This is a genomic window from Terribacillus saccharophilus (assembly GCF_002272075.1).
GTDB lineage: Bacteria > Bacillota > Bacilli > Bacillales > Amphibacillaceae > Terribacillus > Terribacillus saccharophilus_A.
The window spans coordinates 1-25,136 of sequence record NZ_NPBJ01000041.1 but is presented as its reverse complement, the minus strand read 5'-3'; the positions used below and the strand labels follow the sequence as shown (position 1 = coordinate 25,136).

The 25,136-nt window shown below is 44.2% G+C and carries 35 protein-coding genes; 22 read left to right on the top strand and 13 right to left on the bottom strand.

Features of this window, described 5'->3' with window-relative positions; translation table 11 throughout:
- Window positions 1–56: 56 nt before the first annotated feature.
- The 18 genes from CHH48_RS17955 (at window position 57) to CHH48_RS17870 (ending at window position 11,269) form a co-directional block, all read left to right on the top strand.
- A complete protein-coding gene (locus tag CHH48_RS17955) occupies window positions 57–365 on the top strand; it encodes a KOW domain-containing RNA-binding protein (protein WP_095220656.1) in 309 nt (102 codons plus the stop codon).
- Window positions 366–369: 4 nt separating this feature from the next.
- Window positions 370–588, top strand: coding sequence for a translation initiation factor IF-1 (gene infA, locus CHH48_RS17950; protein WP_038565240.1), 219 nt, complete (start codon window positions 370–372; stop codon window positions 586–588).
- Between the two features lie 35 nt (window positions 589–623).
- Window positions 624–737, top strand: a complete 114-nt coding sequence (gene rpmJ / locus CHH48_RS17945; protein ID WP_003156543.1) for a 50S ribosomal protein L36 — start codon at window positions 624–626, stop codon at window positions 735–737.
- 22 nt (window positions 738–759) lie between these two features.
- On the top strand, window positions 760–1,125 hold the full coding sequence (gene rpsM, locus CHH48_RS17940; RefSeq protein ID WP_038565245.1) for a 30S ribosomal protein S13: 366 nt from the start codon (window positions 760–762) through the stop codon (window positions 1,123–1,125).
- A gap of 18 nt (window positions 1,126–1,143) precedes the next feature.
- Window positions 1,144–1,533 (top strand): 30S ribosomal protein S11, encoded by a 390-nt coding sequence (gene rpsK, locus CHH48_RS17935; RefSeq protein WP_038565248.1) that lies wholly within the window; start codon window positions 1,144–1,146, stop codon window positions 1,531–1,533.
- A 185-nt stretch (window positions 1,534–1,718) separates the two neighbouring features.
- The gene (locus CHH48_RS17930; protein WP_038565251.1) at window positions 1,719–2,663 is read left to right on the top strand and encodes a DNA-directed RNA polymerase subunit alpha; all 945 of its coding nucleotides are present in this window, start codon (window positions 1,719–1,721) and stop codon (window positions 2,661–2,663) included.
- 46 nt (window positions 2,664–2,709) lie between these two features.
- A complete protein-coding gene (gene rplQ, locus CHH48_RS17925; protein WP_077304172.1) occupies window positions 2,710–3,063 on the top strand; it encodes a 50S ribosomal protein L17 in 354 nt (117 codons plus the stop codon).
- Between the two features lie 204 nt (window positions 3,064–3,267).
- Window positions 3,268–4,101, top strand: coding sequence for an energy-coupling factor ABC transporter ATP-binding protein (locus CHH48_RS17920; protein ID WP_095220657.1), 834 nt, complete (start codon window positions 3,268–3,270; stop codon window positions 4,099–4,101).
- On the top strand, window positions 4,077–4,940 hold the full coding sequence (locus tag CHH48_RS17915; protein WP_095220658.1) for an energy-coupling factor ABC transporter ATP-binding protein: 864 nt from the start codon (window positions 4,077–4,079) through the stop codon (window positions 4,938–4,940). The genes CHH48_RS17920 and CHH48_RS17915 overlap by 25 nt, the downstream gene beginning before the upstream one ends.
- On the top strand, window positions 4,937–5,740 hold the full coding sequence (locus tag CHH48_RS17910) for an energy-coupling factor transporter transmembrane component T family protein (protein ID WP_095220659.1): 804 nt from the start codon (window positions 4,937–4,939) through the stop codon (window positions 5,738–5,740). The genes CHH48_RS17915 and CHH48_RS17910 overlap by 4 nt, the downstream gene beginning before the upstream one ends.
- Before the next feature lie 11 nt (window positions 5,741–5,751).
- A complete protein-coding gene (truA, locus tag CHH48_RS17905; RefSeq protein ID WP_095220660.1) occupies window positions 5,752–6,495 on the top strand; it encodes a tRNA pseudouridine(38-40) synthase TruA in 744 nt (247 codons plus the stop codon).
- A 170-nt stretch (window positions 6,496–6,665) separates the two neighbouring features.
- Window positions 6,666–7,103, top strand: a complete 438-nt coding sequence (rplM, locus tag CHH48_RS17900) for a 50S ribosomal protein L13 (RefSeq protein ID WP_095220661.1) — start codon at window positions 6,666–6,668, stop codon at window positions 7,101–7,103.
- A gap of 20 nt (window positions 7,104–7,123) precedes the next feature.
- Window positions 7,124–7,516 (top strand): 30S ribosomal protein S9, encoded by a 393-nt coding sequence (gene rpsI, locus CHH48_RS17895; protein WP_038565267.1) that lies wholly within the window; start codon window positions 7,124–7,126, stop codon window positions 7,514–7,516.
- 172 nt (window positions 7,517–7,688) lie between these two features.
- Complete coding sequence (locus tag CHH48_RS17890) at window positions 7,689–8,675, top strand: NAD(P)-dependent alcohol dehydrogenase (protein ID WP_095220662.1); 987 nt, start codon at window positions 7,689–7,691, stop codon at window positions 8,673–8,675.
- Between the two features lie 140 nt (window positions 8,676–8,815).
- A complete protein-coding gene (locus tag CHH48_RS17885; protein ID WP_095220663.1) occupies window positions 8,816–9,349 on the top strand; it encodes a dihydrofolate reductase family protein in 534 nt (177 codons plus the stop codon).
- Between the two features lie 86 nt (window positions 9,350–9,435).
- The gene (locus CHH48_RS17880; protein ID WP_095220664.1) at window positions 9,436–9,966 is read left to right on the top strand and encodes a hypothetical protein; all 531 of its coding nucleotides are present in this window, start codon (window positions 9,436–9,438) and stop codon (window positions 9,964–9,966) included.
- 76 nt (window positions 9,967–10,042) lie between these two features.
- Window positions 10,043–10,861 carry a glycerophosphodiester phosphodiesterase family protein gene (locus tag CHH48_RS17875; protein WP_095220665.1) on the top strand — a complete coding sequence of 273 codons (819 nt, stop codon included), beginning with the start codon at window positions 10,043–10,045 and terminating at the stop codon, window positions 10,859–10,861.
- A 105-nt stretch (window positions 10,862–10,966) separates the two neighbouring features.
- Entirely contained in the window at window positions 10,967–11,269 is a 303-nt protein-coding gene (locus tag CHH48_RS17870; RefSeq protein ID WP_095220666.1) for a hypothetical protein, read from the top strand.
- 51 nt (window positions 11,270–11,320) lie between these two features.
- Here CHH48_RS17870 and CHH48_RS17865 read toward each other — a convergent pair whose 3' ends face one another.
- The 4 genes from CHH48_RS17865 to CHH48_RS17855 all read right to left on the bottom strand — a co-directional run bounded on the left by CHH48_RS17865 (window position 11,321) and on the right by CHH48_RS17855 (window position 12,843).
- Complete coding sequence (locus CHH48_RS17865; protein WP_095220667.1) at window positions 11,321–11,821, bottom strand: HAD family hydrolase; 501 nt, start codon at window positions 11,819–11,821, stop codon at window positions 11,321–11,323.
- A 172-nt stretch (window positions 11,822–11,993) separates the two neighbouring features.
- The gene (locus tag CHH48_RS17860) at window positions 11,994–12,308 is read right to left on the bottom strand and encodes a hypothetical protein (protein WP_176466508.1); all 315 of its coding nucleotides are present in this window, start codon (window positions 12,306–12,308) and stop codon (window positions 11,994–11,996) included.
- 82 nt (window positions 12,309–12,390) lie between these two features.
- Window positions 12,391–12,552 carry a hypothetical protein gene (locus CHH48_RS19645; RefSeq protein ID WP_175074951.1) on the bottom strand — a complete coding sequence of 54 codons (162 nt, stop codon included), beginning with the start codon at window positions 12,550–12,552 and terminating at the stop codon, window positions 12,391–12,393.
- An 84-nt stretch (window positions 12,553–12,636) separates the two neighbouring features.
- Window positions 12,637–12,843, bottom strand: coding sequence for a hypothetical protein (locus CHH48_RS17855; RefSeq protein WP_095220668.1), 207 nt, complete (start codon window positions 12,841–12,843; stop codon window positions 12,637–12,639).
- A gap of 229 nt (window positions 12,844–13,072) precedes the next feature.
- Between CHH48_RS17855 and CHH48_RS17850 the strand changes: the two genes are divergently transcribed.
- A complete protein-coding gene (locus CHH48_RS17850; RefSeq protein ID WP_095220669.1) occupies window positions 13,073–13,942 on the top strand; it encodes a cation diffusion facilitator family transporter in 870 nt (289 codons plus the stop codon).
- A gap of 35 nt (window positions 13,943–13,977) precedes the next feature.
- On the opposite strand, the gene CHH48_RS17845 is transcribed toward CHH48_RS17850, so the two are convergent.
- The 4 genes from CHH48_RS17845 to CHH48_RS17830 are packed head-to-tail and all read right to left on the bottom strand — an operon-like array spanning window position 13,978 to window position 15,286.
- A complete protein-coding gene (locus CHH48_RS17845) occupies window positions 13,978–14,412 on the bottom strand; it encodes a VOC family protein (protein WP_095220670.1) in 435 nt (144 codons plus the stop codon).
- Window positions 14,413–14,426: 14 nt separating this feature from the next.
- Entirely contained in the window at window positions 14,427–14,609 is a 183-nt protein-coding gene (locus CHH48_RS17840; RefSeq protein ID WP_095220671.1) for a hypothetical protein, read from the bottom strand.
- Between the two features lie 12 nt (window positions 14,610–14,621).
- Complete coding sequence (locus CHH48_RS17835) at window positions 14,622–15,053, bottom strand: NUDIX hydrolase (RefSeq protein WP_095220681.1); 432 nt, start codon at window positions 15,051–15,053, stop codon at window positions 14,622–14,624.
- 20 nt (window positions 15,054–15,073) lie between these two features.
- Window positions 15,074–15,286, bottom strand: coding sequence for a hypothetical protein (locus CHH48_RS17830; RefSeq protein WP_095220672.1), 213 nt, complete (start codon window positions 15,284–15,286; stop codon window positions 15,074–15,076).
- A gap of 137 nt (window positions 15,287–15,423) precedes the next feature.
- Here CHH48_RS17830 and cwlD point away from each other — a divergent pair, with 137 nt between their 5' ends.
- Together cwlD and CHH48_RS17820 are read left to right on the top strand one after the other, a co-directional pair.
- Entirely contained in the window at window positions 15,424–16,146 is a 723-nt protein-coding gene (gene cwlD / locus CHH48_RS17825; protein WP_095220673.1) for an N-acetylmuramoyl-L-alanine amidase CwlD, read from the top strand.
- A gap of 100 nt (window positions 16,147–16,246) precedes the next feature.
- A complete protein-coding gene (locus tag CHH48_RS17820; RefSeq protein WP_095220674.1) occupies window positions 16,247–17,308 on the top strand; it encodes an Mrp/NBP35 family ATP-binding protein in 1,062 nt (353 codons plus the stop codon).
- 33 nt (window positions 17,309–17,341) lie between these two features.
- Here the strand turns inward: CHH48_RS17820 and CHH48_RS17815 are convergent, their stop codons facing one another.
- The 5 genes from CHH48_RS17815 to pdaB form a co-directional block, all read right to left on the bottom strand.
- Complete coding sequence (locus CHH48_RS17815) at window positions 17,342–18,232, bottom strand: carbohydrate ABC transporter permease (protein WP_095220675.1); 891 nt, start codon at window positions 18,230–18,232, stop codon at window positions 17,342–17,344.
- Complete coding sequence (locus tag CHH48_RS17810; protein WP_095220676.1) at window positions 18,232–19,146, bottom strand: carbohydrate ABC transporter permease; 915 nt, start codon at window positions 19,144–19,146, stop codon at window positions 18,232–18,234. The genes CHH48_RS17815 and CHH48_RS17810 overlap by 1 nt, the downstream gene beginning before the upstream one ends.
- 22 nt (window positions 19,147–19,168) lie before the next feature.
- On the bottom strand, window positions 19,169–20,488 hold the full coding sequence (locus CHH48_RS17805) for an ABC transporter substrate-binding protein (protein ID WP_095220677.1): 1,320 nt from the start codon (window positions 20,486–20,488) through the stop codon (window positions 19,169–19,171).
- A gap of 129 nt (window positions 20,489–20,617) precedes the next feature.
- The gene (gene gerD, locus CHH48_RS17800) at window positions 20,618–21,184 is read right to left on the bottom strand and encodes a spore germination lipoprotein GerD (protein WP_095220678.1); all 567 of its coding nucleotides are present in this window, start codon (window positions 21,182–21,184) and stop codon (window positions 20,618–20,620) included.
- Between the two features lie 65 nt (window positions 21,185–21,249).
- Window positions 21,250–22,011 (bottom strand): polysaccharide deacetylase family sporulation protein PdaB, encoded by a 762-nt coding sequence (pdaB, locus tag CHH48_RS17795; protein WP_095220682.1) that lies wholly within the window; start codon window positions 22,009–22,011, stop codon window positions 21,250–21,252.
- A 180-nt stretch (window positions 22,012–22,191) separates the two neighbouring features.
- Here pdaB and CHH48_RS17790 point away from each other — a divergent pair, with 180 nt between their 5' ends.
- Window positions 22,192–24,825 (top strand): cation-translocating P-type ATPase, encoded by a 2,634-nt coding sequence (locus CHH48_RS17790; protein WP_095220679.1) that lies wholly within the window; start codon window positions 22,192–22,194, stop codon window positions 24,823–24,825.
- The last annotated feature ends 311 nt before the right edge of the window (window positions 24,826–25,136 follow it).

The window sequence follows — 25,136 nt, the reverse complement described above, 5'->3', positions numbered from 1 at the left end:
ATAGAATGCTAACTTACGCACAGCTTCGAAATAAGCTATGATGAAGGTGATCATGTTTGAGCGAAACGGATACAAGTCCACGGATTGGTCAGGTTGTTCGTATCGCACATGGGCGAGAAGCAGGTCAGCTTGCGATTGTCATTCGAAAAATTGACAGTCGTTTTGTGTTGCTTGCTGACGGAGAGAAACGAAAGTATGATTCACCGAAGCGCAAAGCTTTGCGTCATGTGGATCCACTGCCGTATGTATCACCGGAAGTCCGCCGCAGCCTTCTAGAAGCTGGTCGCGTAACCAATGGTAAACTGCGATTTGCGATATCTACTTATGTCAATCATACCGTGAAGAGATTTGAAGAAGGGAGATAGACCGATGGCGAAAGATGATGCAATTGAAGTAGAAGGAACTGTCACCGATACATTGCCTAATGCGCAATTTAAGGTGGAGTTAGAGAATGGCCACACCGTTTTAGCACATGTTTCCGGTAAAATTCGTATGCACTTTATTCGAATTCTTCCTGGAGATAAAGTAACGGTAGAGCTTTCCCCTTATGACTTAACTAAAGGACGTATTACGTACCGTTATAAATAATTTGACTAGCTCCGATACTAAAGGAGGAATAGATGATGAAGGTAAGACCATCTGTAAAGCCGATTTGCGAAAAATGTAAAGTCATTCGTCGTAAAGGCAAAGTAATGGTAATCTGTGAAAATCCTAAGCATAAGCAAAAACAAGGATAATACAAGGAGGTGCACGTAGCTAATGGCACGTATAGCAGGTATTGATATTCCGCGTGACAAACGCGTTGTTATTTCCCTAACATACATCTATGGAATTGGAAAAAACACAGCGCAAAAGGTACTAAAAGAAGCTGGCGTTTCTGAAGATACACGTGTTCGTGATCTTACAGAAGACGAACTATCCAGAATTCGTCAAACAATTGACAGCTACACTACTGAAGGGGATCTTCGCCGTGAAGTATCTCTTAACATCAAGCGTCTAATTGAAATCGGTTCTTATCGTGGTCTTCGCCACCGTCGTGGATTGCCGGTTCGTGGTCAGAAAACGAAGAACAACTCTCGTACTCGTAAAGGCCCACGCCGTACAATCGCTAACAAGAAAAAATAAGTAAGGAGGTAAACAAACATGGCTCGTAAACAACAAACTCGTAAACGTCGTGTGAAAAAGAATATCGAGACTGGTATTGCTCACATCCGTTCTACTTTCAACAACACAATCGTTACGATTACTGATGTACAAGGTAACGTAATCAGCTGGAGCAGCTCAGGTTCCCTTGGTTTCAGAGGTTCCCGTAAATCTACTCCATTCGCTTCACAGATGGCTGCTGAAGCTGCTGCTAAAGTTGCTGTAGAAAACGGCATGAAGACTTTGGAAGTAACAGTTAAAGGCCCTGGTGCTGGTCGTGAAGCTGCGATCCGTTCACTTCAGGCTGCAGGTATTGAAGTGACAGCGATCCGTGACGTCACTCCAGTTCCACATAACGGCTGCCGTCCGCCTAAACGTCGTCGCGTATAAGTTTTTCCTACTTGCTGTATAGAATTTGTATCCCTGTCTATAATGGGTTATGATAGCTTAAAAGCGATCAGGTCATACAGTAAGGAACGTATCGTCAAGATGCAGAAACGGGAACCGCAATATGGGGAATTTCGGTTAGGAGCAATTCTAACCGGGGTTTCGACGTTTTAAAGGAGGGCTTTATAATGATCGAAATTGAAAAACCAAAGATTGAAACGGTTGAGATCAGCGATGATGCTACATTTGGAAAGTTCGTTGTAGAACCGCTTGAGCGTGGATATGGTACTACACTAGGAAACTCCTTGCGTCGTATCCTATTATCCTCACTTCCTGGCGCTGCTGTAACTTCCATTCAAATTGATGGCGTGCTCCATGAATTCTCTACGATTGAAGGCGTAGTAGAAGACGTGACAACCATCATTTTGAACTTGAAAAAACTGGCTCTTAAAATCTACTCTGATGAAGAAAAAACATTAGAGATCGATGTACAAGGTGAAGGGAAAGTAACTGCTGCTGACATCACTTTCGATAGCGATGTAGAAGTACTGAATCCGGATCTTCATATTGCAACTTTGGGCAAGAATGCTCACTTGCACATGAAGCTTACGGCAGAACGCGGCCGCGGCTACCGTCCAGCTGATCAGAATAACCATGAAGATCAGCCGATTGGTGTCATTCCAATTGACTCCATCTTTACGCCAGTTTCAAAAGTGACGTATCAAGTGGAAAATACGCGTGTTGGCCAGTTGGCTAACTTCGACAAGCTGACGTTGGATGTATTCACTGACGGCAGTATCCGACCTGAAGAGGCAGTTTCTCTTGGTGCAAAGATCTATACGGAGCATTTGAATATCTTCGTAGGTCTTACTGATGAAGCGCAAAATGCCGAAATCATGGTTGAAAAAGAAGAAGACCAAAAAGAGAAAGTTCTTGAGATGACAATTGAAGAATTGGACTTGTCTGTTCGTTCTTACAACTGTCTGAAACGTGCTGGTATCAACACGGTACAAGAACTTGCTAATAAATCTGAAGAAGACATGATGAAAGTGCGTAACCTAGGACGTAAATCATTAGAAGAAGTTAAAAAGAAACTAATCGATTTAGGACTTGGTCTTCGTAAAGAAGACTGATCCCGCCTAGCGGAGCATTTGACACCAGGAAAGGGAGGGATAACCTATGGCTAGAAAGTTAGGACGTACTACGGATGCTCGTATGGCGCTTTTGCGTAACCTTGCGACTGATCTTATCGTTCACGAAAGATTGGAAACAACGGAGGCGAAAGCTAAGGAGCTTCGTTCTGTAGTAGAAAAAATGATCACTCTTGGCAAACGTGGAGATCTTCACGCTCGTCGTCAAGCTGCTTCTTTCTTGTACGGTACGAAAGCGGACGAGAACCAAGATGCAGTACAAAAACTATTCAGCGATATCGCCGGACGTTATGAAGAACGTCAAGGAGGTTACACACGCGTGTTGAAACTTGGACAGCGTCGTGGTGACGGTGCCGCTATGGCAATCATTGAACTAGTATAATGTAATAACAAGGGCAGGAAAATCTCTACCACGAGGTGTATTCCGGCCCTTTTTCTTTTGCAGACAAAGCAAGCGCCAACATTAGCGCTTGCTTTTCTTTTTTGTCTGGATTCTTTATACTAGCTATAGAAATGACAGGAACGGACAAACACGTTTAGTATTTCCCCGGAAATAGTCGGGTAATGACGAAGGAGCTCGAATAGCATGCACGCGATTGAATTTAAGAATGTTTCTTTCCGATACGAGGAAGAGCAGCCCTATGTACTTCGCAATGTCAGTTTTCAAGTAGAAGCTGGGGAATGGCTGGCGATCATCGGTCACAACGGTTCAGGCAAGTCAACGATTGCCAAGCTAATGAATGGACTGCTGTTTCCGACTGAGGGGGAAATCATTATTAATGGCATACCATTAAACGAAGAGAATATATGGGAGATACGACGCCAGGTAGGTATGGTATTCCAAAATCCAGATAATCAATTCGTTGGTACAACTGTTCGTGATGATGTAGCTTTTGGCTTGGAGAACCGTGGTGTGCCTCGTGCTGAAATGATGGATCGGATCACTTCTTCATTGGAGCAGGTACGCATGCAGGACTACCTGCTGCATGAACCATACCGATTATCTGGCGGTCAGAAGCAGCGTGTGGCTATTGCAGGTGTACTTGCTATATCTCCTAGTGTCATTATCCTGGATGAGGCAACAGCGATGCTGGACCCACTTGGCAGGAAGGAAATCCTTGATACTGTTCATCGTGTTCAAGCAGCGCAGCAGCTCGGTCTAATTACGATTACTCACGACTTAAATGAAGTAATGCAGGCGCATCGGGTCTTGGTTATGAACGATGGAGAAATATGGACGACTACTGTACCAAGGGAACTAGTAAAAAGACAGACTGAACTGCAGCAGATCGGTTTGGACGTGCCGTTTGTTACGCAGCTTGCTCATGCTTTGGTAAGACAAGGTATTAACCTGGCCGAGCAGCCGATTGATCACGAGGAGTTGTTAGATGCATTATGGACATTACATTCAAACAAGTAGATTATACGTATCAGGCAAACTCCCCGTTTGAGCATAAAGCGCTAAAGGATCTTACCTTCCATCTGCCAGGGGGGAGCTTCACGGCTATAGTTGGGCATACTGGCAGTGGTAAATCTACTTTATTGCAGCATTTGAACGGACTAGTCAGACCTACCAGCGGAAGCGTGCAGATTGGTGAGCATACGCTGGAGCCGAAGAAGAAGCCTAAGCAAGCGAAAGAGCTACGCAAACAAGTAGGTATAGTGTTCCAATACCCGGAGCATCAGTTATTTGAAGAAACAGTAGAGAAGGATATCGCCTTTGGCCCGCGGAACTTCGGAGTAGCTGAGAATGAGATCTCAAGGCGTGTTAAAGAAAGTGCAGAGGCTGTAGGATTGGATCTATCTTTACTGAGTCGTTCCCCCTTTGAGTTAAGCGGCGGGCAAATGCGGCGTGTTGCAATTGCAGGTGTGCTTGCTGTGCGACCTCGAGTACTCGTTCTGGATGAACCGACAGCAGGATTAGATCCACGCGGTCAGCGAGAAATCATGGATATGTTTTACCGGCTTCATAAAGAACAGCAGCTGACAACGATACTGGTAACACACAGCATGGAGGACGCGCTGACTTACGCCGATCATATGCTTGTACTCGATAAAGGAGAAAAGTATATGGAAGGAACTCCTGTAGATGTCTTTCAAGATCGGCAAGCTCTTCAGCAGGTTCAGCTTGATGTGCCGGAGATATTCCAGTTTCTTCAGAAGACATCGGAACGCTTTGGCAAACAGTTAGCTTATGAGGGAGAGAATTTTGACAGGCTCGCTGAGCAGCTGGCAGATTTGGCAGGTGATAAAAAATGAACAATCTTCTGATTGTTGGTCAGTATGTTCCGACCAATAGCATCGTTCACCGGATGGATCCGAGAATCAAGATGCTTATCATCTTCTTTTATGTAATTTTTATTTTCTTTGCCAATAACGTCGTCAGCTATGCGCTGTTCACTGTGTTTGCGGTCGGAGGGACACTTCTGACGAAGGTGCCATGGCGGTTTATCGCCAAGGGGCTGACACCAGTATGGTTTCTGATTGTCTTCACGTTTATCCTGCACTTATTCGTTACAAAGGAAGGCACTGTATTGGTGAATGTATTCGGATTGCCGATCTATAGCGGAGCATTGGAACAAGGAGCTGTCATCTCGCTGCGTTTCTTTTTGCTTATCCTTTTGACATCCCTGCTGACGTTAACGACTACGCCGATAGAAATCACAGACGGAGTTGAATCCCTACTCGGACCACTGCGCCGATTCAAGTTCCCTGTACACGAACTGGCGCTGATGATGTCTATATCATTACGATTTATTCCAACTTTGCTTCAGGAAACCGAGAAGATTTCCAACGCTCAGGCTTCCAGAGGTGTAGATTTCCGTACAGGGCCATTCAGGGAGCGGGTACGGGCTGTAATTCCTTTGCTGGTGCCTTTGTTTGTCAGTGCCTTTAAGCGGGCGGAGGAGCTTGCTATGGCGATGGAAGCAAGAGGCTATCGAGGAGGAGAAGGACGTACGAAGCTTCGAGAGCTGCAAGTGATGAAGCGGGATGTTGCGGCACTCATCATCTTCATTATAGTGGTTGCTGCAGCCTTGATAACGAGAGATTATAGTTAGGAGTTACAAAGATGACGCAACGTATAAAGGCGACTGTCAGCTATGACGGTACACGCTTTTCCGGCTTCCAGGTCCAGGACAACCAACGAACGGTCCAAGGAGAGCTGCAGAAGGCACTTATGATGATTCATAAAGGACAGACAATAAGGATTCAAGCCTCGGGTCGTACGGACGCAGGTGTGCATGCCAGGGGGCAGGTTATTCATTTTGATACGGAGATTCGTATGGGAGACTATAATTGGCGTAAGGCGCTCAATGCCTTGCTGCCGGATGATGTGCGGATAATAGACATAGCAAAAGCTGATGAAGATTTCCATGCACGCTACAGTGTAAAGCAGAAGCAGTATAAGTACTTTGTCCTCAATGCTCCTGAACAGGATGTGTTCAAGCGTCATTATGTGCATCATGTACCTTATAAGCTCGAGCTAGATAGGATTCAGCAAGCTATCACAGCTATCGAGGGAACGCATGACTTCAGTGCTTTTTGTTCCGCGAGTACAGGAGTCAAAGGTGACAAGGTCCGGACTGTCTATGAAGCTGTATGTGAAAAGCAGGACGACATGCTCGTCTTTACCTTCACAGGAAGCGGCTTCCTATACAATATGGTACGTATCCTAGTAGGTACACTAATCGACATCGCAAACGCACGCAAGGAGCCGGAAGACATGGCAAGAATACTAGAATCGAAGGATCGGCACTTGGCGAGTAAAACCGCTGCTGCGAGCGGACTTTGCCTCTGGAAAGTGGACTACTGAAAACTTTTTTGTAAAACAACGCATTCGGGTGTTACATGCTCTTGACATGAGGGTCTATGATGATATACTATGGTTTATGGCATTTTATTTCTATACCACGATTAGCCCCGGAAGACTAATTGTGTAGAATAATAAATGAACGATTCAATCGAAAAAATGGAGGAAATGACATGCGTACAACATTCATGGCGAACGAAAGCAATATCGAACGCAAATGGCTTGTTGTGGATGCAGAAGGCCAAACTCTTGGTCGTCTTGCAAGTGAAGTTGCTGCTATCCTACGTGGTAAGCACAAACCAACTTACACTCCACATGCCGACACTGGTGATAACGTAATCATCATCAACGCTGAGAAAATCGAACTTACTGGTAACAAACTTGCTGACAAGATCTACTACCGTCACTCTAACCACCCAGGTGGTTTGAAACAGCGTACAGCTGACGAAATGCGTACAAAATACCCTGAGCAAATGCTTGAGCTTGCTATCAAAGGCATGCTTCCTAAGGGTCCACTTGCACGTAAAATGATCAAAAAGCTTCACGTATACCGTGGCGCTGAGCACAAACACCAAGCACAACAACCAGAAGCTTATACACTTCGCGGTTAATAAAAAGGAGGTAAACAATCGTGGCACAAGTACAATACTACGGCACCGGTCGCCGTAAAAGCTCTACTGCCCGCGTACGTCTAGTACCAGGCACAGGTCAAGTAACAGTAAACAACCGTAGTGCGGAAGATTACTTCCCATACGAAACACTTCGTACAATCATCAACCAACCTCTAGTTGCAACAGAAACTGCTGGCAACTACGACGTTCTTGTAACTGTACAGGGTGGTGGATTCACAGGACAAGCAGGTGCTATCCGTCACGGTATCTCTCGTGCGCTTCTTGAAGCGGATCCAGAATACCGCGGAACACTTAAAAAAGCTGGCTTCCTAACTCGTGACGCACGTATGAAAGAACGTAAAAAATACGGTCTTAAAGGTGCACGTCGCGCTCCACAGTTCTCAAAACGTTAATTTTTGGGCACTTACAACAGACTCTCAACCTATTGGTTGGGGGTCTTTTTTTGTACTTTTATACCCTATGCCGAGCTGAGATTTAAGAAAAGTACTGAAAGACTGAACCTATTGGTCTATTTGCCCTCAGTATTCGTATTATATTACGAATATAACGAATCAGAGGTGGGACATGAAAACCATTGTATACAAAAAGTACGGACCCCCAGACGTTCTTCAACTGAAAAAGACAGCAGAACCGATTCCTAAAGATCATGAAATATTAGTAAAAGTAAAAGCGACAACTGTAACAGCAGCAGATATTCGAGCTCGAAGTTTCACCGTTCCACCGTTCTTTTGGCTGCCTGCCCGAATTACACTTGGTTTTAGACAACCCAAAAAAGAGGTGTTGGGAGTTGAGTTAGCTGGAGAGATTGTGTCAGTAGGGAAAGATGTTAAGCGGTTTAAGGAAGGTGACCAAGTTTTTGCGGCATCTCTGGAAGAGTTCGGTGCTTATGCAGAGTATAAGTGTTTATCGGAAGATGGTCCTGTATCCATCAAACCTTCGAATATCTCTTATGCAGAAGCGGCTGCCATTCCAATAGGAGCACGAACAGCATTGTACTTTTTGCGAAAAGCTAAGATTCAAAGTGGTCAAAAGGTACTGATCTATGGAGCATCAGGAAGTGTGGGCAGCTATGCAGTTCAGATTGCCAAGCATTTCGGAGCAAACGTAACAGGAGTTTGTAGCACGTCAAATTTGGAATGGGTGAAATCATTAGGAGCTGACAAGGTAATAGATTATACCAGCGAAGACTTTTCTACGGGTGCTGAGTTATATGACGTTATTTTTGAAGCAGTTAACAAAAGCTCCTTTACCGATTGCATAAAAGTGCTAAAAAAGGATGGCACTTATATAAATATCACAGAGCCGCTGCCGAGTTTTCTTATGCTATGGACGACATTGACAACTGGAAAGAAATTAATATTAAGTCGAAACGCACCTGAAACACCAGAAGCACTAAACTTCCTCGGAGAACTAGTAGAGATGGGAAAATTGAAAGTGATAATTGATAGGTCTTTTGACTTTGAAGAGATAGTGGAAGCACATCGTTATGTCGAGAAGGGACACAAGAAAGGGAATGTCATTATAAACGTAGAACTTCATAACAAATCCTAACAATTAAGATTTGAATAGGTGGCTAATTCGTCTTCTAAAGACTCTCACTTGATTAGAGTCTTTTTTATTTTAGCTAATAGTGTATGGTATATATAAGTTTGGCATTTGATCAGAAGTACATATTTAAATCTAATAGGAGGATGCAGATGCAGAAACGTAAGCTCGTACTGTTTATTGCCGCAAGTCTGGATGGTTATATCGCAACCAAAGAGGAATCACTGGAATGGCTCTTTTCGGTGGAAGGTGAAGGAGATAACGGGTATTCGGAATTCTACGATACAGTTGATACGGTTATTATGGGCAAGAAGACGTATGACTGGGTGATAAACCATATAGAAGATTTTCCTTACCAAAATAAAGCATGTTATGTCTTTACGCGTTCAGATGTGAAGGATACAGAGCACGTACAGTTTATTAAGGATGATATTGTGAGTTTCACAAATCAGCTAAAACAACAAGAAGGCAGGAATATCTGGATAGTCGGTGGAGGAGAGCTGTTGTCTTCGTTCATGGAGGAGCAACTGATAGATGAAATGATACTTACTATTGCACCTGTGATTATTGGCAGCGGTATACCTCTTTTCAAGGAAGGGCAGTATCAAGCTGAATTTACTTTAAAAGGGACAAGAACATTTAATCAGTTTGCGGAACTGCATTATGAAGTAAAATCTTAAAGTAGTCTATCACTCTATACTGAATGTCATGTTTGTCCATCCCTTATATTTGAAAAATATCATATATAAAAGAGAAGGAGTTATGTATGCACTTTTCGACGGAACAGCTCAACCTTTACGAAACAGATTCAACAATTTATTTTCAAGCACCAGCTTCCCATCGCCTGCGGATAGCCACTTCTCATTTTGAAGATCATTCTAACTTACCTATTCTCCGAGATTTTGTTCACTCTATCTTCTCCGTGCATACACTTATTTCCATGATGGGATTTAGCGGATATTATATAGGTCCAAAGCGGATATGGGATAAACAATACCTTAAGAATATCATCGAGCTTTCCAATTGGAAGGAGACCTACGTGTATGATGGTGAGGGAGAAAGATTTTTCTGGATGACGGTTGAGGGTATTACAACACAAAACGTGTATGCTTTATGCAAACAAACTGCCCAGGGCCGGAAGTGTTCATCTCTTATATTTTATACAGAAGACCGGGTGTTTCAGATCAGTGCGGATGTGTTTGATTTGGTAATGACAGACGAGCGACAATTATCGAATCTATGTACGAAATTCTATCCATGGATTGATACCTATTATCCAAATATAAAGACAATGTAAATAGAAATCGACCTGTGCTTTCATTCTTAACACTAGCTGCATGGTAATCTATATCAAGCTCCTTTAAGTTAGCTGTATGAGACAATCTATTACATTCTTATTAATATGTGTGCTTTTGCTGTCGGGCTGCTCCTCAATCCATACAGAAGCTGCCAATGGTGGTTCTGACTATAGTCCACTAATCATTGCACATCGCGGAGCATCTGCCGTTGAGCCTGAGCATACGTTTCTTTCTTATGATCAGGCCATAGATGATGAAGCGGATTATATCGAAATCGATTTGCGCAGGACAGCGGATGGAGAATTGGTTGCAATGCATGATGAAACAGTTGATCGGACAACTGACGGAAAGGGATTGGTCGAAGAGCTTACTTTGAAAAAGGTAAAGGCACTTGATGCGGGAGAAGGGCAGACAGTACCGACTATGGAAGAGATTCTGAAACGATATGGCAGCGAAGTACATTATTATATTGAGACACGCGAAGATGATAAGGGAAAGCTTGTCATGGAGAAGCAACTACTGCAATTGCTAAAGCAGTATGCTATCCCACAGGATCAAGTCATTCTGCAATCATTCAGCAAAGACAGCATCAATGCACTGCACGAACTCGATCCTGAGCTTACGTTGGTTCAGCTGCTGAAGAAAAAAGATGTGGAGCAGTTGGATAGGGAAGATCTTCAAGCAATAAAAGATATTGCAATTGGTGTGGGTATCTATGCCGGCATTCTAGAAGAATCAGTAGTTGATTTAATACAGAATCATAAGCTCGAGATTCATGCCTATTACCGAGGAGATGAAAAGGAATGGACAGAGAAGATGCTTCAATACGAAGTAGATGGAATTTTCTCGGATGATCCGGCCTTTTTGGCAAATAAGATGGAGATAAAGGAGTAAATCACTACTAGTGATTTACTCCCTTTTTTGCGTCCAAATGTTTAGCTTCACGCTGGAGTGATATAGAGATAGGAAGTTAATGCAGCAATGAAGGGAGTATTAACTATGAAAACAGTCGCAATTGTAGGAGGCATTTTTGGTATCATTGCCTCACTTCTAGCTATGTTCTTTACCTTAATTGAAAATACGTATACAGTCGGAAACTTCGGATTACTTGGAATTGCAGCTGGTGTCCTAGGCATCATCGCCGCATTCTTGCTTGATCGGAAATCGGTTCTTGGTGGTGTTCTCCTTATTGTAGCGGCAGCAGTAGGTGTCTATGCTGTGCTATTATACTTCCTCTTACCTGGTGTACTGATGCTCATCGCCGCATTTGTCAAAATGACCCGTAAAGGAAGCCGATACTGAAAAAAGCATACCAATAAGGGTATGCTTTTTTGTGGAAATGTTAGTGTACTGTTATGTACTTGCTTGACGATCAATTTCAACTTTCAATCTTTTTTCAGGAGCAAAATCTCTTTCCCAGTTTTCCGGTTTGATTATTTTGCCATCACTTTCTCGATACTTAGCAACACCATTGTGCAACTTGCCCATATTAGCTTCATGTACAATATCAAATAGTGGTTCAGGCTTAACACCTAGAATAGTAAAGGAACCATTGTTAAAGTAGGCTTCGTCGATCAGTGCGTCTGCTTGTGCAACAAGAATGTCTTCTACTGGTTTTTGCTCTTCGCGTATTTTGGATTTAGCATTGTCTAACCCTGCCATGAATTGTTCATAGAGATTTTCGGACTCAGAGATGTTTCCGCCTACGGTAGCATATAGAAATTCAATTAATTCCTCACCTGACCATACGGCACGTTTTAAAGCTATCTCCTTACTCATAGGAGTTGGATTATCATTGTGTAAAAGATCGAATGCTTTATGGAATTCTTTCACTTGGTTATATTGTTTCGTCATCTTGCTCCTCCTTCATCTTTTCTCCTCCATCTACCTAATGCGCTAAATTTCTAATTAATATTATCAGTAATATGATAACACGCAACTTCCGTCACCTTTGTCTGACGACATAAGCTTTCCTATGCGTGATGAAAACATAACAAAAAGAGGGACTGTTATCCCTCTTCGTATATTAATATCCGTATCCGTAACCATAGTAAGGATAGTTATAGTAAGGGTATGGATAAGGATAGTATGGGTAAGGCCGTGGCCGGTTATAATAAGGCGGATAAAGCAAGCTGCTGCCGATAAGTCCGCCGACGACACCACCTAGAAATGGTCCGCCTCCGTAGCCGAACCCAGGGCGGCCATAACCGAATCCAGGACGACCGAAGCCACCGAAGCCATATCCAGGACGGCGTCGGTATTCATCCGTATAAACGGGATAAGAATATTGAACTTGCTCGTCAGTGTGATAAGGTACAAAATCTTGATTTTGTTCTTGCATGAAAAACACCTTCCTTTCTGTGCCAGTGTATGACGGGCAAGAGCGGAAGGCGCAGGACAGCAGCCCAAATAATTCGGCTTTTTTAATTGAATGTATCGCGGAGGATGGCCGCTATCGGGATAAGCAATGCTAGTATCGGAACAAAAGCCCATATCCAGCTGTGTCGGGGGTGCTTGTTTTCCTCTTTCATTTTATCTAATTCCAGCTCGAGCAGACGGATGCGCTGTTCCAGATCTTCTTTCATCCTTCATCCTCCTTAGGCTTGTCTTCAGAACTCTTAATAAAAGAGCCTCTGTACCATTCTAGTAAACAAGAGGCTATTTCATGCTTATGCAATAACAGCAGTTGTGACGGCGCCATACCCGTTTCCGCTTCCTTTATTCTGTACAGATCTTTTGTAAGAGGCATAGGAAATGTAAAGTGCAATTGTTGCTCCGATCAGGGACAGGATTAGGCCTATATAAGATATCACCGTGGCGATGAACTCATATCTTTCCTCTTCGACAATGACAGTATCGTTGTTATTGTTATTCAACTTATCATCGCTCCTTCCTCACGCTAGCTTATGCACCTATGGGCGGTTGGTGCCTATCTTGATCAATCGTTTGACTAGCTCTCCTTTTGTGAATTGTCAGCGCTTTTGCTAAGGGAAAAACTATTAGCTTGTGGCTATTCATATGGCATCTAGAAAAAACGTTGCTGTAGACCCACCCAATGTTGGGCTGATATGATGATGGAACTGGAATGAAAGGGCTGACGAGGCGTTGGAGAATGAAAAATACAAAGAACTGAAGATGGGAGAGCGCGGAGTTTATATTAGTATCGGTGCTTATCTTGTCTTGTCCTCTTTGAAACTAATTGTTGGATTTTTAAGTGGATCGGCTGCTTTGCGGGCGGACGGTTTAAATAATGCTACAGATATTGTCGCTTCTGTTGCTGTATTGATCGGGCTAAAACTGGCGAGGAAGCCACCTGATGCAGATCATCCTTACGGTCATTGGAAGGCGGAGACGGTCGCAAGTCTTATTGCTTCCTTTATCATGATGACGGTCGGTCTGCAAGTACTATATACAGCTGTGCTGAATGTATTTGATGGGTCGAACGAGGCACCAGATATGATGGCAGCCTGGACAGGCGTATTCGGGGCAATCGTTATGTTTTTTGTCTATCGCTATAATATGCGGCTGGGTTCGAAAATAAACAGTCAATCTGTAAAGGCAGCAGCAAAAGATAATCTATCGGATGCACTTGTAAGTGTAGGTACTGTAGTTGGTATCGTTGGCTCGCAGCTCGGGTTGCCTTGGCTCGACCCTCTGGCAGCAATTATTGTTGGTTTGATCATCTGTAAGACGGCTTGGGATATCTTCACTTCTTCTTCTCATCAGCTGACCGATGGATTCGATGAAACACTAATGGTTTCGTATACGGAGACAATAATGAAAATCCAAGGTGTAAAGGGCATAAAGACGATGAAAGCAAGAAGCTACGGCAATAATGCCATCGTTGATACAGAGATCTTGGTCAATTCCACGCTGGACATCCGGCAAGCCCATGATGTAGCAACAACAGTTGAGAAGACGTTGAAGCGAGAGCATGACGTCTATTGGGTAAATGTTCATGTTGAACCACAATAAAAAGCCAGAAGCGAACATGCTTCTGGCTTTTTGCTTTAATCAATGATCAGCATATTGTTTTCGTCGAACTTCCAATGCTCACTAAACGCTACTTCCCAATAATAGCCGTTAGGGTCAGTGAAATAACCACTGTAGCCACCCCAATCCACACGTTGCGGCTGTTTGACGATTGTAGCACCAGCACGTGCCGCTTTTTCAATTACATAGTCGACTTCCTGTGCCGTCTTGGCATTATAAGCAAGTGTGAACCCAGGAAATCCAGTTCCTGTTTCAGGAGGATTATCCGGATTGATATCCTTGCGTAATGCATCAAGCGGAAACAATTCCAGCTTCGTTCCTCTGTTATTGAAGAAGACGATATTCGGTGAGTTCTCTTTCACGCTTGTCTTGAAATCCAGGCCATCACGGTAGAAAGCAAGTGAAGCTTGCATGTCATTAACACCTAAGCAAATCAAGTTGATCTGGTTCATTTCGGCAAACACTCCTATTGTTTTTTTTGTCGCCGGTTTTTGAGCCCTACACTGATGTTAAAGATGATCATGATCACGGCAGCGGCACTAAGCAGGATCATGACCAGCAACGTTCCTATGTTGGTGAAGTTATTATACAAGCCCATGGATAAGCCGGCTAGCATGATGAATAAGTACATCCAGGTTTTTCTTGTCATAATCGTGCCCCTTTATGGAATGAGTAGGCCAGAAAGCATCTTCTGGGTGATATGGTTGAGTTCGGGCAGGTCATCTAGAGGGAAATACCGTAAATCAAGGCTTTCTCCATCAAGCATAGTGAATTCGCCTGAAACGTCGTAAGCCTCATAAACAGATATGACGTTGTACACTTCGTCACCGTTTGGATACTTGGCATAGAACTCAGGCCCTGAACACATACGCAGAAAGCTGAATCGCTCTGCATGCAGTCCTGTTTCCTCAAAAAGCTCTCGTCTAGCTGTGTCTTCCAGTGATTCTCCGAGCTCCAAAGCGCCGCCGGGAAGTCCCCAATCCTTTGTATCCGCTCTGAGCTGTAAGAGCAGATTTCCGAATTCATTCCGGACGATTACACCGGCACCGGCCATGACTAGCGGCCGGCTGCCGACTGTTTCACGTAAGTCCATGATATAGTTGGCCAACGTTATTACTTCCTTTCATCCTTCGGGTAGAAGGTATCTTTGCTGCGAGGAAAAAGAGAATTGGAGATACCATAACTGATCAAGTAGCTGACGAGCAAACAGATTCCCACAATGATCAAGTTATCATGAAGTAAGTAAAGCAAAAAGCTCAATCCGCCCAGCACGATATAAATACCAACATTCAAATATAAGCGTTTCGTCTGATTATCGAAATTCATTTTGTACGTCCTTTTCTGTCATTCTTATTAATACTAGCTTCATTATACCAGTGCCCGCATAAATTCCAAAGAAGAGCGTATATCCAGTATGGTTGTCCCATATAGTGTACAAATGCGCGGTATGGGAGGAAGCACGAATGACTAGAAGATGGATTGCAGGAGCCGTAGCAGCTGCGCTGTTTATCATGCTGCTCGCTTACTACGTACCGAAGATTGTCACGACAGAGGAATCTTCTCATTCCTGGTCCTTGCCGTTAGCTGGCAAGACGATTGTAATAGATCCGGGGCATGGTGGTGTCGACGGCGGGGCGGAAGGTTCAGATGGAACACAGGAAGCGGGAATTACATTAGCAGTCTCAAAAATGCTGCGAGACTATTTGCAGCAGGCAGGTGCGCTGGTCTATCTAACAAGAGAAGATGATGTGGATCTGGCGGATGAAGATACAAAAGGGCTATCTCGCCGGAAATCAGAGGATATAAGGAATCGGGTAGCCTTCATCGAAGAAAAGGAAGCAGACTTTTATATCAGCATTCATACGAACGCATTGCTTTCTTCCCAATGGTCAGGAGCCCAGACGTTTTTCAATGAAGATAACGCAGGCAGTAAAGCATTAGCAACTTTTATCCAGGATGAAATCAAACGTAACTTGGAAAACACGACGCGGGTGCCGCTGGCATTGAATACGATGTATCTGCTGAAGCATACGAAGCCGACCGGCGCGCTTGTCGAAATTGGATTCATGTCAAATCCGCGGGAGCTTGAACTCTTGAAGGATTCCCCTTATCAGGAACAGATGGCTTTCAGTATTTATGAGGGAATCCTCCGTTATACAACCGAGAAGATGCCGGAAGATGAATGACCGAGCGCCGCTTGCCTAGCTGTCTTGAGAATGTGTTATACTAGCGGTAAAAGCAATCTGGAAAACGTTTTCCGGAACAAGCTAGGTAGGGGGCGTTCACATGGTAACAGAAGAAAAAGTACGGGAGCTTCTGAATGATATCGAAGATCCTTTTCTACATACGACGCTAGGAGAAACTGGCGCTATCGCGGATATCCGGATCAAAGAAGAAAAACGGCATGTCAGCGTGAAGATTTTGGTTGGCAAGGCGAATACTGCAGAACAAATGCAGCTGCAGCAGGAAATTGTTAACGTCCTGAAGAATGCAGGAGCTGCAACAGTAGGTTTGCGCTTCGATCAGCTGCCACAGGATGTAGTGGACCGCTACAGCCAGTCGCAATCTTCCGGTAAGCAGAAATCTTTGCTGGACAAGGATACAAAGACGAAGTTTATCAACATCGCCAGCGGTAAAGGCGGTGTCGGTAAATCTACGGTTACTGTCAATTTGGCAGTAGCACTTGCGCGTATCGGCTTTAAAGTCGGTATCATTGATGCAGATATTTACGGCTTCAGTGTTCCCGAAATGATGGGTATCGAGAAACGGCCGGAAGTGGTTGAAGACAAAATTACACCAGTGGAGCGTTTCGGCGTGAAGATTATCTCGATGGGCTTCTTCGTGGAAGATAACGGACCAGTCATCTGGCGCGGACCAATGCTTGGTAAAATGCTGACAAGCTTCTTCAAAGAAGTGCAATGGGGCGAAGATTTGGATTACTTGCTTGTCGACCTTCCACCAGGAACAGGAGATGTGGCATTAGACATCCACACAATGCTGCCGTCCTCCAAGGAAATCATCGTCACAACGCCGCATCCTAACGCTGCTTTCGTTGCTGCACGTGCTGGTCAAATGGCGCTTCGCACAGAGCATGAAATCCTTGGTGTTGTAGAAAACATGGCGTACTATGAGGTACAGGCAACAGGTGAGAAAGAATACGTCTTCGGCCAAGGCGGCGGAGACAAGCTTGCAGATGCACTTGAAACAGAAGTGATCGGACGCTTGCCGCTGGCGCAGCCATACAAGGAAGAAGGCGTCTTTGCACCGGCTGTTTATCAAGAAAATCATCCGCTTGGAGATGCGTATGATGATTTGGCAAGGGCGATTTTAGAGAAATATATGCAATAAAAAAGCTGAGAGCATTTTTGCTCTCAGCTTTTTCTATTTGTCGAAGCTGCTTGAACCTGTGATATTCGCACCTTTGATAAAGTACTTCTGGAAGACGAAGAACAGGATGATCACAGGCAGCAAGACAAGCAACGAACCTGCCATCAGGTAATTCCATTGCGTGCTAGCCTGCTCCTTGAATACTTGCAGTCCAATTTGCAATGTATAGAGACTCTCATCGTTCACATATAGCAAGGGACCAAGGAAGTCATTCCACGCGCCGTTGAACGAGAATATTGCCACGGTTGCCAATGCCGGCTTTACAAGGGGCAGGGCAATCTTTCTCCAGATATAGAAGTGATTTGCGCCTTCCATTTTCGCGGCTTCGATCATTTCGTTCGGAATCGTCCGGAAGAACTGTCGAAGCAGGAAGATATTGAACGCACTGCCAAACAGGGCAGGCACTACGAGCGGATAATATGTATTCAGCCATTCTAGCTTAGCAAACAGTACATACTGTGGTATGAGCGTTACAAAGCCAGGAATCATCATAGTAGATAGGACGATTGTAAATAGGATATTCTTGCCCGGGAATGGAATCTTAGCGAACCCGTAAGCAATAAAAGCATTTACAAATACATTGGCTACCACACAAATGAGTGTGATGGTAATTGTGTTCACAGCATACGTCGTGAAAGGAGCAGCCTGCCATGTATGTACATAGTTCTCCCAATGCCATTCCTGCGGCAGCAGGGTAGGCGGAAACTGCATGATTTCCTCCATCGGTTTGAGAGAGGTGCTGATCATCCACCAGATTGGTGATAACAGGAATAGGCTTCCGACTACGAGCAGGATCCAGTTCAGCGACCGCAGCAGATTATTGCTTAGGACAGGCTTCCTTCGATCTCGTTTTTGGGCAAGTTGTTTTCGTTGTGTAATATCCATCACTTATCATCCCCCTCATAATGCACCCATTTTGGTGCAAGCTTCAGGTTGATGATCGTAATGATCAAGACAACTACGAACAAGATCCACGACATTGCCATGGCATAGCCCATATCAAACGATTGGAATGCTTTGATCCACATATAAAGGTTATAAAACAGCATGGAACTTGCTGGGCCTCCAGAGCCGTTCTGACTCATAACATATGCTTCTTGGAAGATTTGGAAGCTGCCTATTGTACTTGTAATGATATCAAAGAAAATGACCGGGGTGATCAGTGGTAACGTGATATGCAGAAACTTCTTCCAAGTCCCAGCCCCGTCGATATCTGCTGCTTCATACAGATTTTTGCTTATACCTTGCATGCTCGCAAGATAAAGCAGCATGCTGCCGCCGACACTCCATAGCTTCATAAAGATAAGAGACGGTTTCGTCCAATCGGGATCGAACAGCCAGTTCGGTCCATTGATACCGAACCAGGAAAGAATGGTGTTAACAAGACCAGTTCCAGGATCCAGAAGCTGCATCCAAAGCAGGTAGACGCCGACACCAGATAAAACTGCTGGAAGATAGAAGATTGTTCTGAAAATCCGCATGCCTGGCAGACTTTGATTCATCAGCATCGAGATGAAGATAGCCCCTATAGTTGTGAGCGGAACAGAGAAAATAACAAAATATAACGTGTTATAAAGGGATGTCCAAAATAGGTCATCCCCTGTAAATAGCTGATCATAATTCTGTAAACCCACAAAGTCCATGCGGGATGTAATGTTGTAATCGGTAAAGCTGGCGTACAAAGAGAACGCCAGCGGACCTAGTGTGAATGCGAGGAAACCGATAACCCAAGGGGCAATGAAAATATACCCTTGGAGACTTTCACGTCTTCCCATCGTCCACCATTTTTTCTTTTTCATCGAATCCCCCCACAAAGAAACCCTATTGTGCTGTTTTTTCTACAAGTTCTTCGACATCCTGCTGTGCTTTATCCAATGCTTCCTGTGCTGGTTTATTTTCTATCAAAATAGCATCGAGCTGCGGGTTGATCAGATTCACATAATCCGGAGCATAAGCAGGCATTGGAGTAAGCAATGTATCGTTCAGGTTTTGAGCTGCCATTTCATAGACCATTTGATCCTTTTCTGATAGTTCATCAGATGTTGCTGCACTTTCTGATGCTTCGATGTTGGCTACATTATCGAAGTTCTTTACTGCCCAGTATTCCTGTGCTTCTTTGTCTGTTAGATATTTGATGAATTCCCATGCTTCATCTGGGTGAGAAGAGCCTTTCGGAATCTCAGCTACAAATCCGCCGCCCCAGCTTGTGTTGCCGCTGCCAGATGTTTTCTCCGGTAAGGGAGCCACACCAAAGTCAAGGTCAGGTGCATAGTCACGAATTTGTGTGTAGAAGGTTGCAGCGTTCGCCATCATACCCAGCGATCCGTTGAAGAAAGGATTGCTCTGCTGACTGTCGATTTGAGATTGGTAACGATTGATGGTGTCTTCGCCGTATTTATCTTTCCAGCTCTTAATCCATTCCATCGTATCAACGTTTGTTTCACTATTGATGACCGGTTCATCATCCTCGTTGAAATAATTCATTCCAGATCCATTCAATAGCCACACGTCAGATCCTACACCATAAAGTGGATAGAAGCCGATTCGTTCATACGTATCGCCGGACTTCTTGTCGAGTTTTTCAGCATACTCTTCAAGCTCTTCCCAAGTTTCAGGGGGCTTGTTCGGATCTAATCCAGCTTCTTTGAATGCATCTTTGTTATAGAACAACAATCGTGTGTCTGTATTGAATGGAATCCCGTAGGAATCGCCTTCATACAAGGTTGCGTCCCAAAGATTCTCATAGAATCGTCCGGAAATATCGTCTTTTTCCAAATAGGGCGCCAGGTTCTCAGCTTGTCCTTCTTGTCCGCGGAGGGCAGTGGCATTAATGTCATTGATGACAACATCTGGGGGATTATTTGCCGCGATAGCAGCTAATTCCTTTGTCCAGATATCGCCGAATGGTATATATGTATGTTCTACTACAATTTCATCTTGCGAGTTATTAAAATCTTCGATGATTTTGTCTATTACAGGACGGCGGATCTCCGAGCCCCAAAATGTCCAGAAATCAATCTTTACTTTGCCATCTTCGGTTTTTCCTTCAGAAGCTTGAGTTCCCTCTGATCCGCCGGTAAATCCAGCACAACCTGTCAGAAAGAGGAGTAATGCAAGTGCTAGCAGACTGAATCTTTTCATAATTTAGTCCCTCCGATTAGTTTCATGAAAGCGTTCTTCTTTTACCCACCGTAAAAAAGGTAGAAACGCTTTTGAGAGAAGATGATAAAAAAGACCCAGACAGAAGTAATCTGCCTAGGTCTTATGGGTTTACTTTTCCTTTTGTTTGGACTGCGCTTCTTCCAATGCTTTTTGAACAGTCTGCATTAGTTTTTGCTCAAACATTGGCGTTTCCGAAGATTCCTGGATTGTTTTCTCCAGCTCTTTGCGGAAATCCTGACTTTTCATGACATTGAGCATCTGTTCTTGTACTTTTGGATCCTGTAAGAGCTGCAGCATCTGCTTTTGGAAATCGGAATCGTTCATCAGATCTTTGACGAGCTTCTTCTGCTCTGGTCCAATGTTTTTCGCGAAGGCTGCGACGAATTCCGGATCTTCGAAACGTTCTTTCCAGAATTTCTGTCCTTCTTCCGAGGTCCATGATTTATTGATAGCATCTTCCACCTTGCTGGCATCTAAGGAGACCAAATCCTGCATTGTCTCATCAGCCATTACTTCCGAGATGGCTTTTTTGCCTTCATCTGTTTTTAATATATCGGCGACCATTTGCTTGGTCGTATCATAATCCGGCTGACTGCTTTCTGCGGCTTGCCCGCCCGTGCATGAAGTAAGCACGAATAGGGATAATAACAAGATTGGCACTAACCGTACAAACATAAACGTGTGCTCCTTCCACTGTAGTAAGTACGCTTAATTTGCGCAGAAGGAGCAGTGTTTATGCATTAATTTACTTCTTTCAATTCAGGAGTTCCTCCAGCAATCAGTTCACTGACCGTTACATAGTGATATCCTTTGTTTTTCAGTGCCGGCAGGATAGTCTCCAGAGCTTTTTCAGTCTGTTTGACTGAATCGGAAGCGTGCAGCTGGATGATATCGCCATTGCTTGCTTCTTCCATGACCTCATCCACGATAAGCTGCGTTCCTGGATTACGCCAGTCCTGCGGATTAACACTGTATTGAATGACTTTCAAACCGAGTGTTTCGGACAATTGGATGATTTCAGTGTTGAAATCTCCTGTTGGTGCCCGGAGCAGTTCGATATCTTCATGACCGAGTTTACGGAATATCTCTTTTGCATAGGAAAGGTCTTTCCTTATCTGAGCAGGCTCTTGATCGATATAGCTCTTATATCGGTAACCCATCATTCCCAATTCATGCTTATCCTCGACAATCCGGTCGATGATTTGCGGATGGCGCTCGGCCCATTCGCCACTGACGAAGAAGGTTGCTTTTACATTCTGTTCCTTCAATTCATCCAGTATAGGGATAGCTTGTGTATCTCCCCAGCTTATATTGAAGGTGAGTGCAATATTAGGAGCTTCCTTACTCCCTTGTGTCAAAGCTGCTGGTTTTTCCTTAGAGGAAAAGACGGAAAGCGAACTGCTCGTTTCCATCCAGATAATCAACGCCGTGAACATTGCTGCTGCTACGACAAATGCCCACCTTTTCCATTTGTTGAAACGGAATACATAAAAGTGCTGCATGCCTATCATTCCCTTCGCTGTCTCCGTAATGTAGTTCCATTCTATGCATGCCTGTCCGTGAACATGATGCTTGTCTGCTAACTATTAATAGAGATGACAACATTTTTACAAAAAAGCTGATTCCATTGTGCTTATTTGGGGGAAACCAATTAGGAGAGAATCTGGAAAGGGGCGCATGGAGTGAAGGCATACCGCATGGATGCAGAAGAGGTTTTAAAGGAACTGGGGACTCAAAGAGCAGGTATATCGCAGGAAGAAGCCCAACGGAGGCTGGACGCGGATGGATACAATGAATTAAAGAGTAAGGAAAAGGATCCAGTATGGAAGCTATTCCTTGCCACTTTCAAGGATGCTATGGTCATTGTTCTGCTTGTAGCAGCAGCTGTGCAGCTTGCATTGGGAGAAGTGGTAGAATCCATCATCATTTTTCTGGTCATTTTGCTCAATAGTGTTATCAGTGTTGTTCAGACAAAGAAAGCGGAAAGCTCATTAGAGGCATTGCAGGAGATGTCAGCTCCATCAGCTAAAGTGATGCGTGATGGAGAGAGCAAGACGGTGCCGGCCAAGGAACTGACAAAAGGAGATATCGTGCAGCTGGATGCTGGGGATTATGTACCGGCTGACGGTAGACTAATCAGCAGCGAATCACTGAAAATCAATGAGGGGATGCTGACAGGAGAGTCAGAGGCTGCGGATAAGAAGACAGAAGTGATTGAGGAAGATGCTTCTATTGGGGATCGTATCAATATGGTACATAGTGGATCGCTAGTAGTGAACGGTCGGGGAAGCTTTATCGTGACAGCGATTGCCCAGGATACTGAAATTGGGCAAATTGCCAATATGATTGAGACAGCAGAATCCAAGCAGACACCTTTACAGAAAAAGCTGGATGAATTCAGTAAAAGACTTGGAATTGGTGTCTTGGTGCTGTGTATTTTGATCTTCGCTGCTCAAGCCGCGCGACTTTGGTTTGGAGATGGTCAGGCAGATATGACCCAAGGCTTTCTTAATGCCTTCACTTTCTCTGTAGCAGTAGCGGTGGCCGCAATTCCGGAAGCATTATCTTCTATTGTTACGATCGTCATGGCAGTAGGTACGACCAAGATGGCTAAGCAACAAGCAATCATTCGCAGGCTGCCAGCAGTGGAGACACTAGGATCTACTCGTGTAATTTGTACAGATAAGACAGGAACTTTGACACAAAACAAGATGACTGTGACAGATACATTCGTCCCTGGGAAAAGCGAAGGGATATCGGAAGATGAATCAGCACGGAGCAAATCGGAGCAGTTACTTCTAAATATCGCTGTTCTCTGCAATGACTCTAGTGTTAGTGAAGAAGGCGCGGAAATCGGAGATCCAACAGAAACAGCACTGATTCATTTCGGAAACAAGATGGGACTGGATCCAGCTCGGCTCCGAAAAGAGAAGGAACGGGAAATGGAGCTACCCTTCGACTCGGATCGAAAGATGATGTCCACTGTCTATCGCTTGGATGGAGAGAGACTGATGCTGACTAAGGGCGGACCCGATGTGATGTTCGAAAGATGCACGCATATCTTAATTGATGGAGAAGAACAAACATTGGATGAAATGCTTCTTAAAGAAGTAATGGATCAGAACGAAACATTCTCCGATAATGCCCTTCGTGTACTGGCTTATGGTTACAAAAAGATACCGGAGGATAAGCGTTCGTTGGAGGAACAGGATGAACAAGATCTTGTATTAGTGGGTCTTACAGCTATGATTGATCCTCCGCGCGAAGCTGTTCCTGCTTCCATTGCGGAAGCAAGAAGTGCTGGGATACGCAGTATTATGATCACCGGAGATCATAATACTACAGCTCAGGCAATCGGGAAAGAAATCGGGTTGATGGAAGAAGGAGATCTTGCTCTGACAGGTAAGGAACTGGATAAATTATCTGAAGAAGAATTGGATGAGAAGCTTGGTCGAATCTCTGTCTATGCCCGCGTATCACCGGAAAACAAAATCAGAATTATCCGAGCGTGGCAGAACAAAGGATCTATTACTGCGATGACCGGAGACGGTGTGAATGATGCACCTGCACTGAAGCAAGCAGATATAGGAATAGCTATGGGGAGCGGAACGGATGTAGCTAAAGATTCATCTGCCATGGTACTCGCGGACGATAATTTTGTCTCCATTGTCAACGCTGTCGGAGTAGGACGCACGGTGTTTGATAATATCAAAAAGGCGATAGGTTATTTGTTTGCTGGGAACCTGGGTGCGATTATTGCTATCCTGTTCGCTGTCTTTCTGAATATGCCAAATCCATTTACAGCATTGCAGCTGCTGTTCATTAACTTAATCAATGACTCCTTGCCGGCGTTGGCTCTTGGTATGGAGAAGGAAGAGCCGGACGTAATGAAACGAAAACCTCGTGATATAAACGAGGGAATATTCTCTGGCGGGACGCTGCAAAGTGTAATCGTTCGAGGAGTGCTGATAGGAGCGGCAGTCATTGTTTCCTTCTATATTGGATTGCAGCATTCTACCGAAATGGGAATAGCGATGGCCTTTACGACACTTATTTTGGCCAGGACACTCCAAACGTTTTCTGCAAGGTCCAATACGCAGACCATTTTCAAAGTTGGGTTTCTTACTAACAAGTATGTGCTCGGTGCAGTGGCAATTTGCTTTCTGCTTTACGGGGTCACAGTATTGCCGGGAGTACGCAGGATCTTTTCCATTCCCGATGCATTTGGTTGGAGAGATTGGTCCATCGCAACAGGGCTTGCTCTAGCAGCGGTCATCTTGATGGAGATTATCAAAGCTATACGTAATAGAAGATAATAACTAGGAAGCTCCGTTCTAAACGGGGCTTTTCTTTATGATAAAATGGGGTAATAAGTACGTTGTCTAAGGCTGCGAACCCATTGCCTGAGAGCCCCGTAGAAGGGCCTCTCGGTAGCTTTTGAATTTTAATAGAAAAAAGGTGTTGACGTATATTGAAATAGATCGTATACTGTTAAACGGCGCTAAGATAAGACGAAAAAACACGCCAAACAGATTATCAAGTTTTTTAAAAAAGGTTGTTGACAGAAACAATCGAGACATGATAAGATGTTCTAGTCGCTGAAACAAGCGGCAACAACTTGATTCTT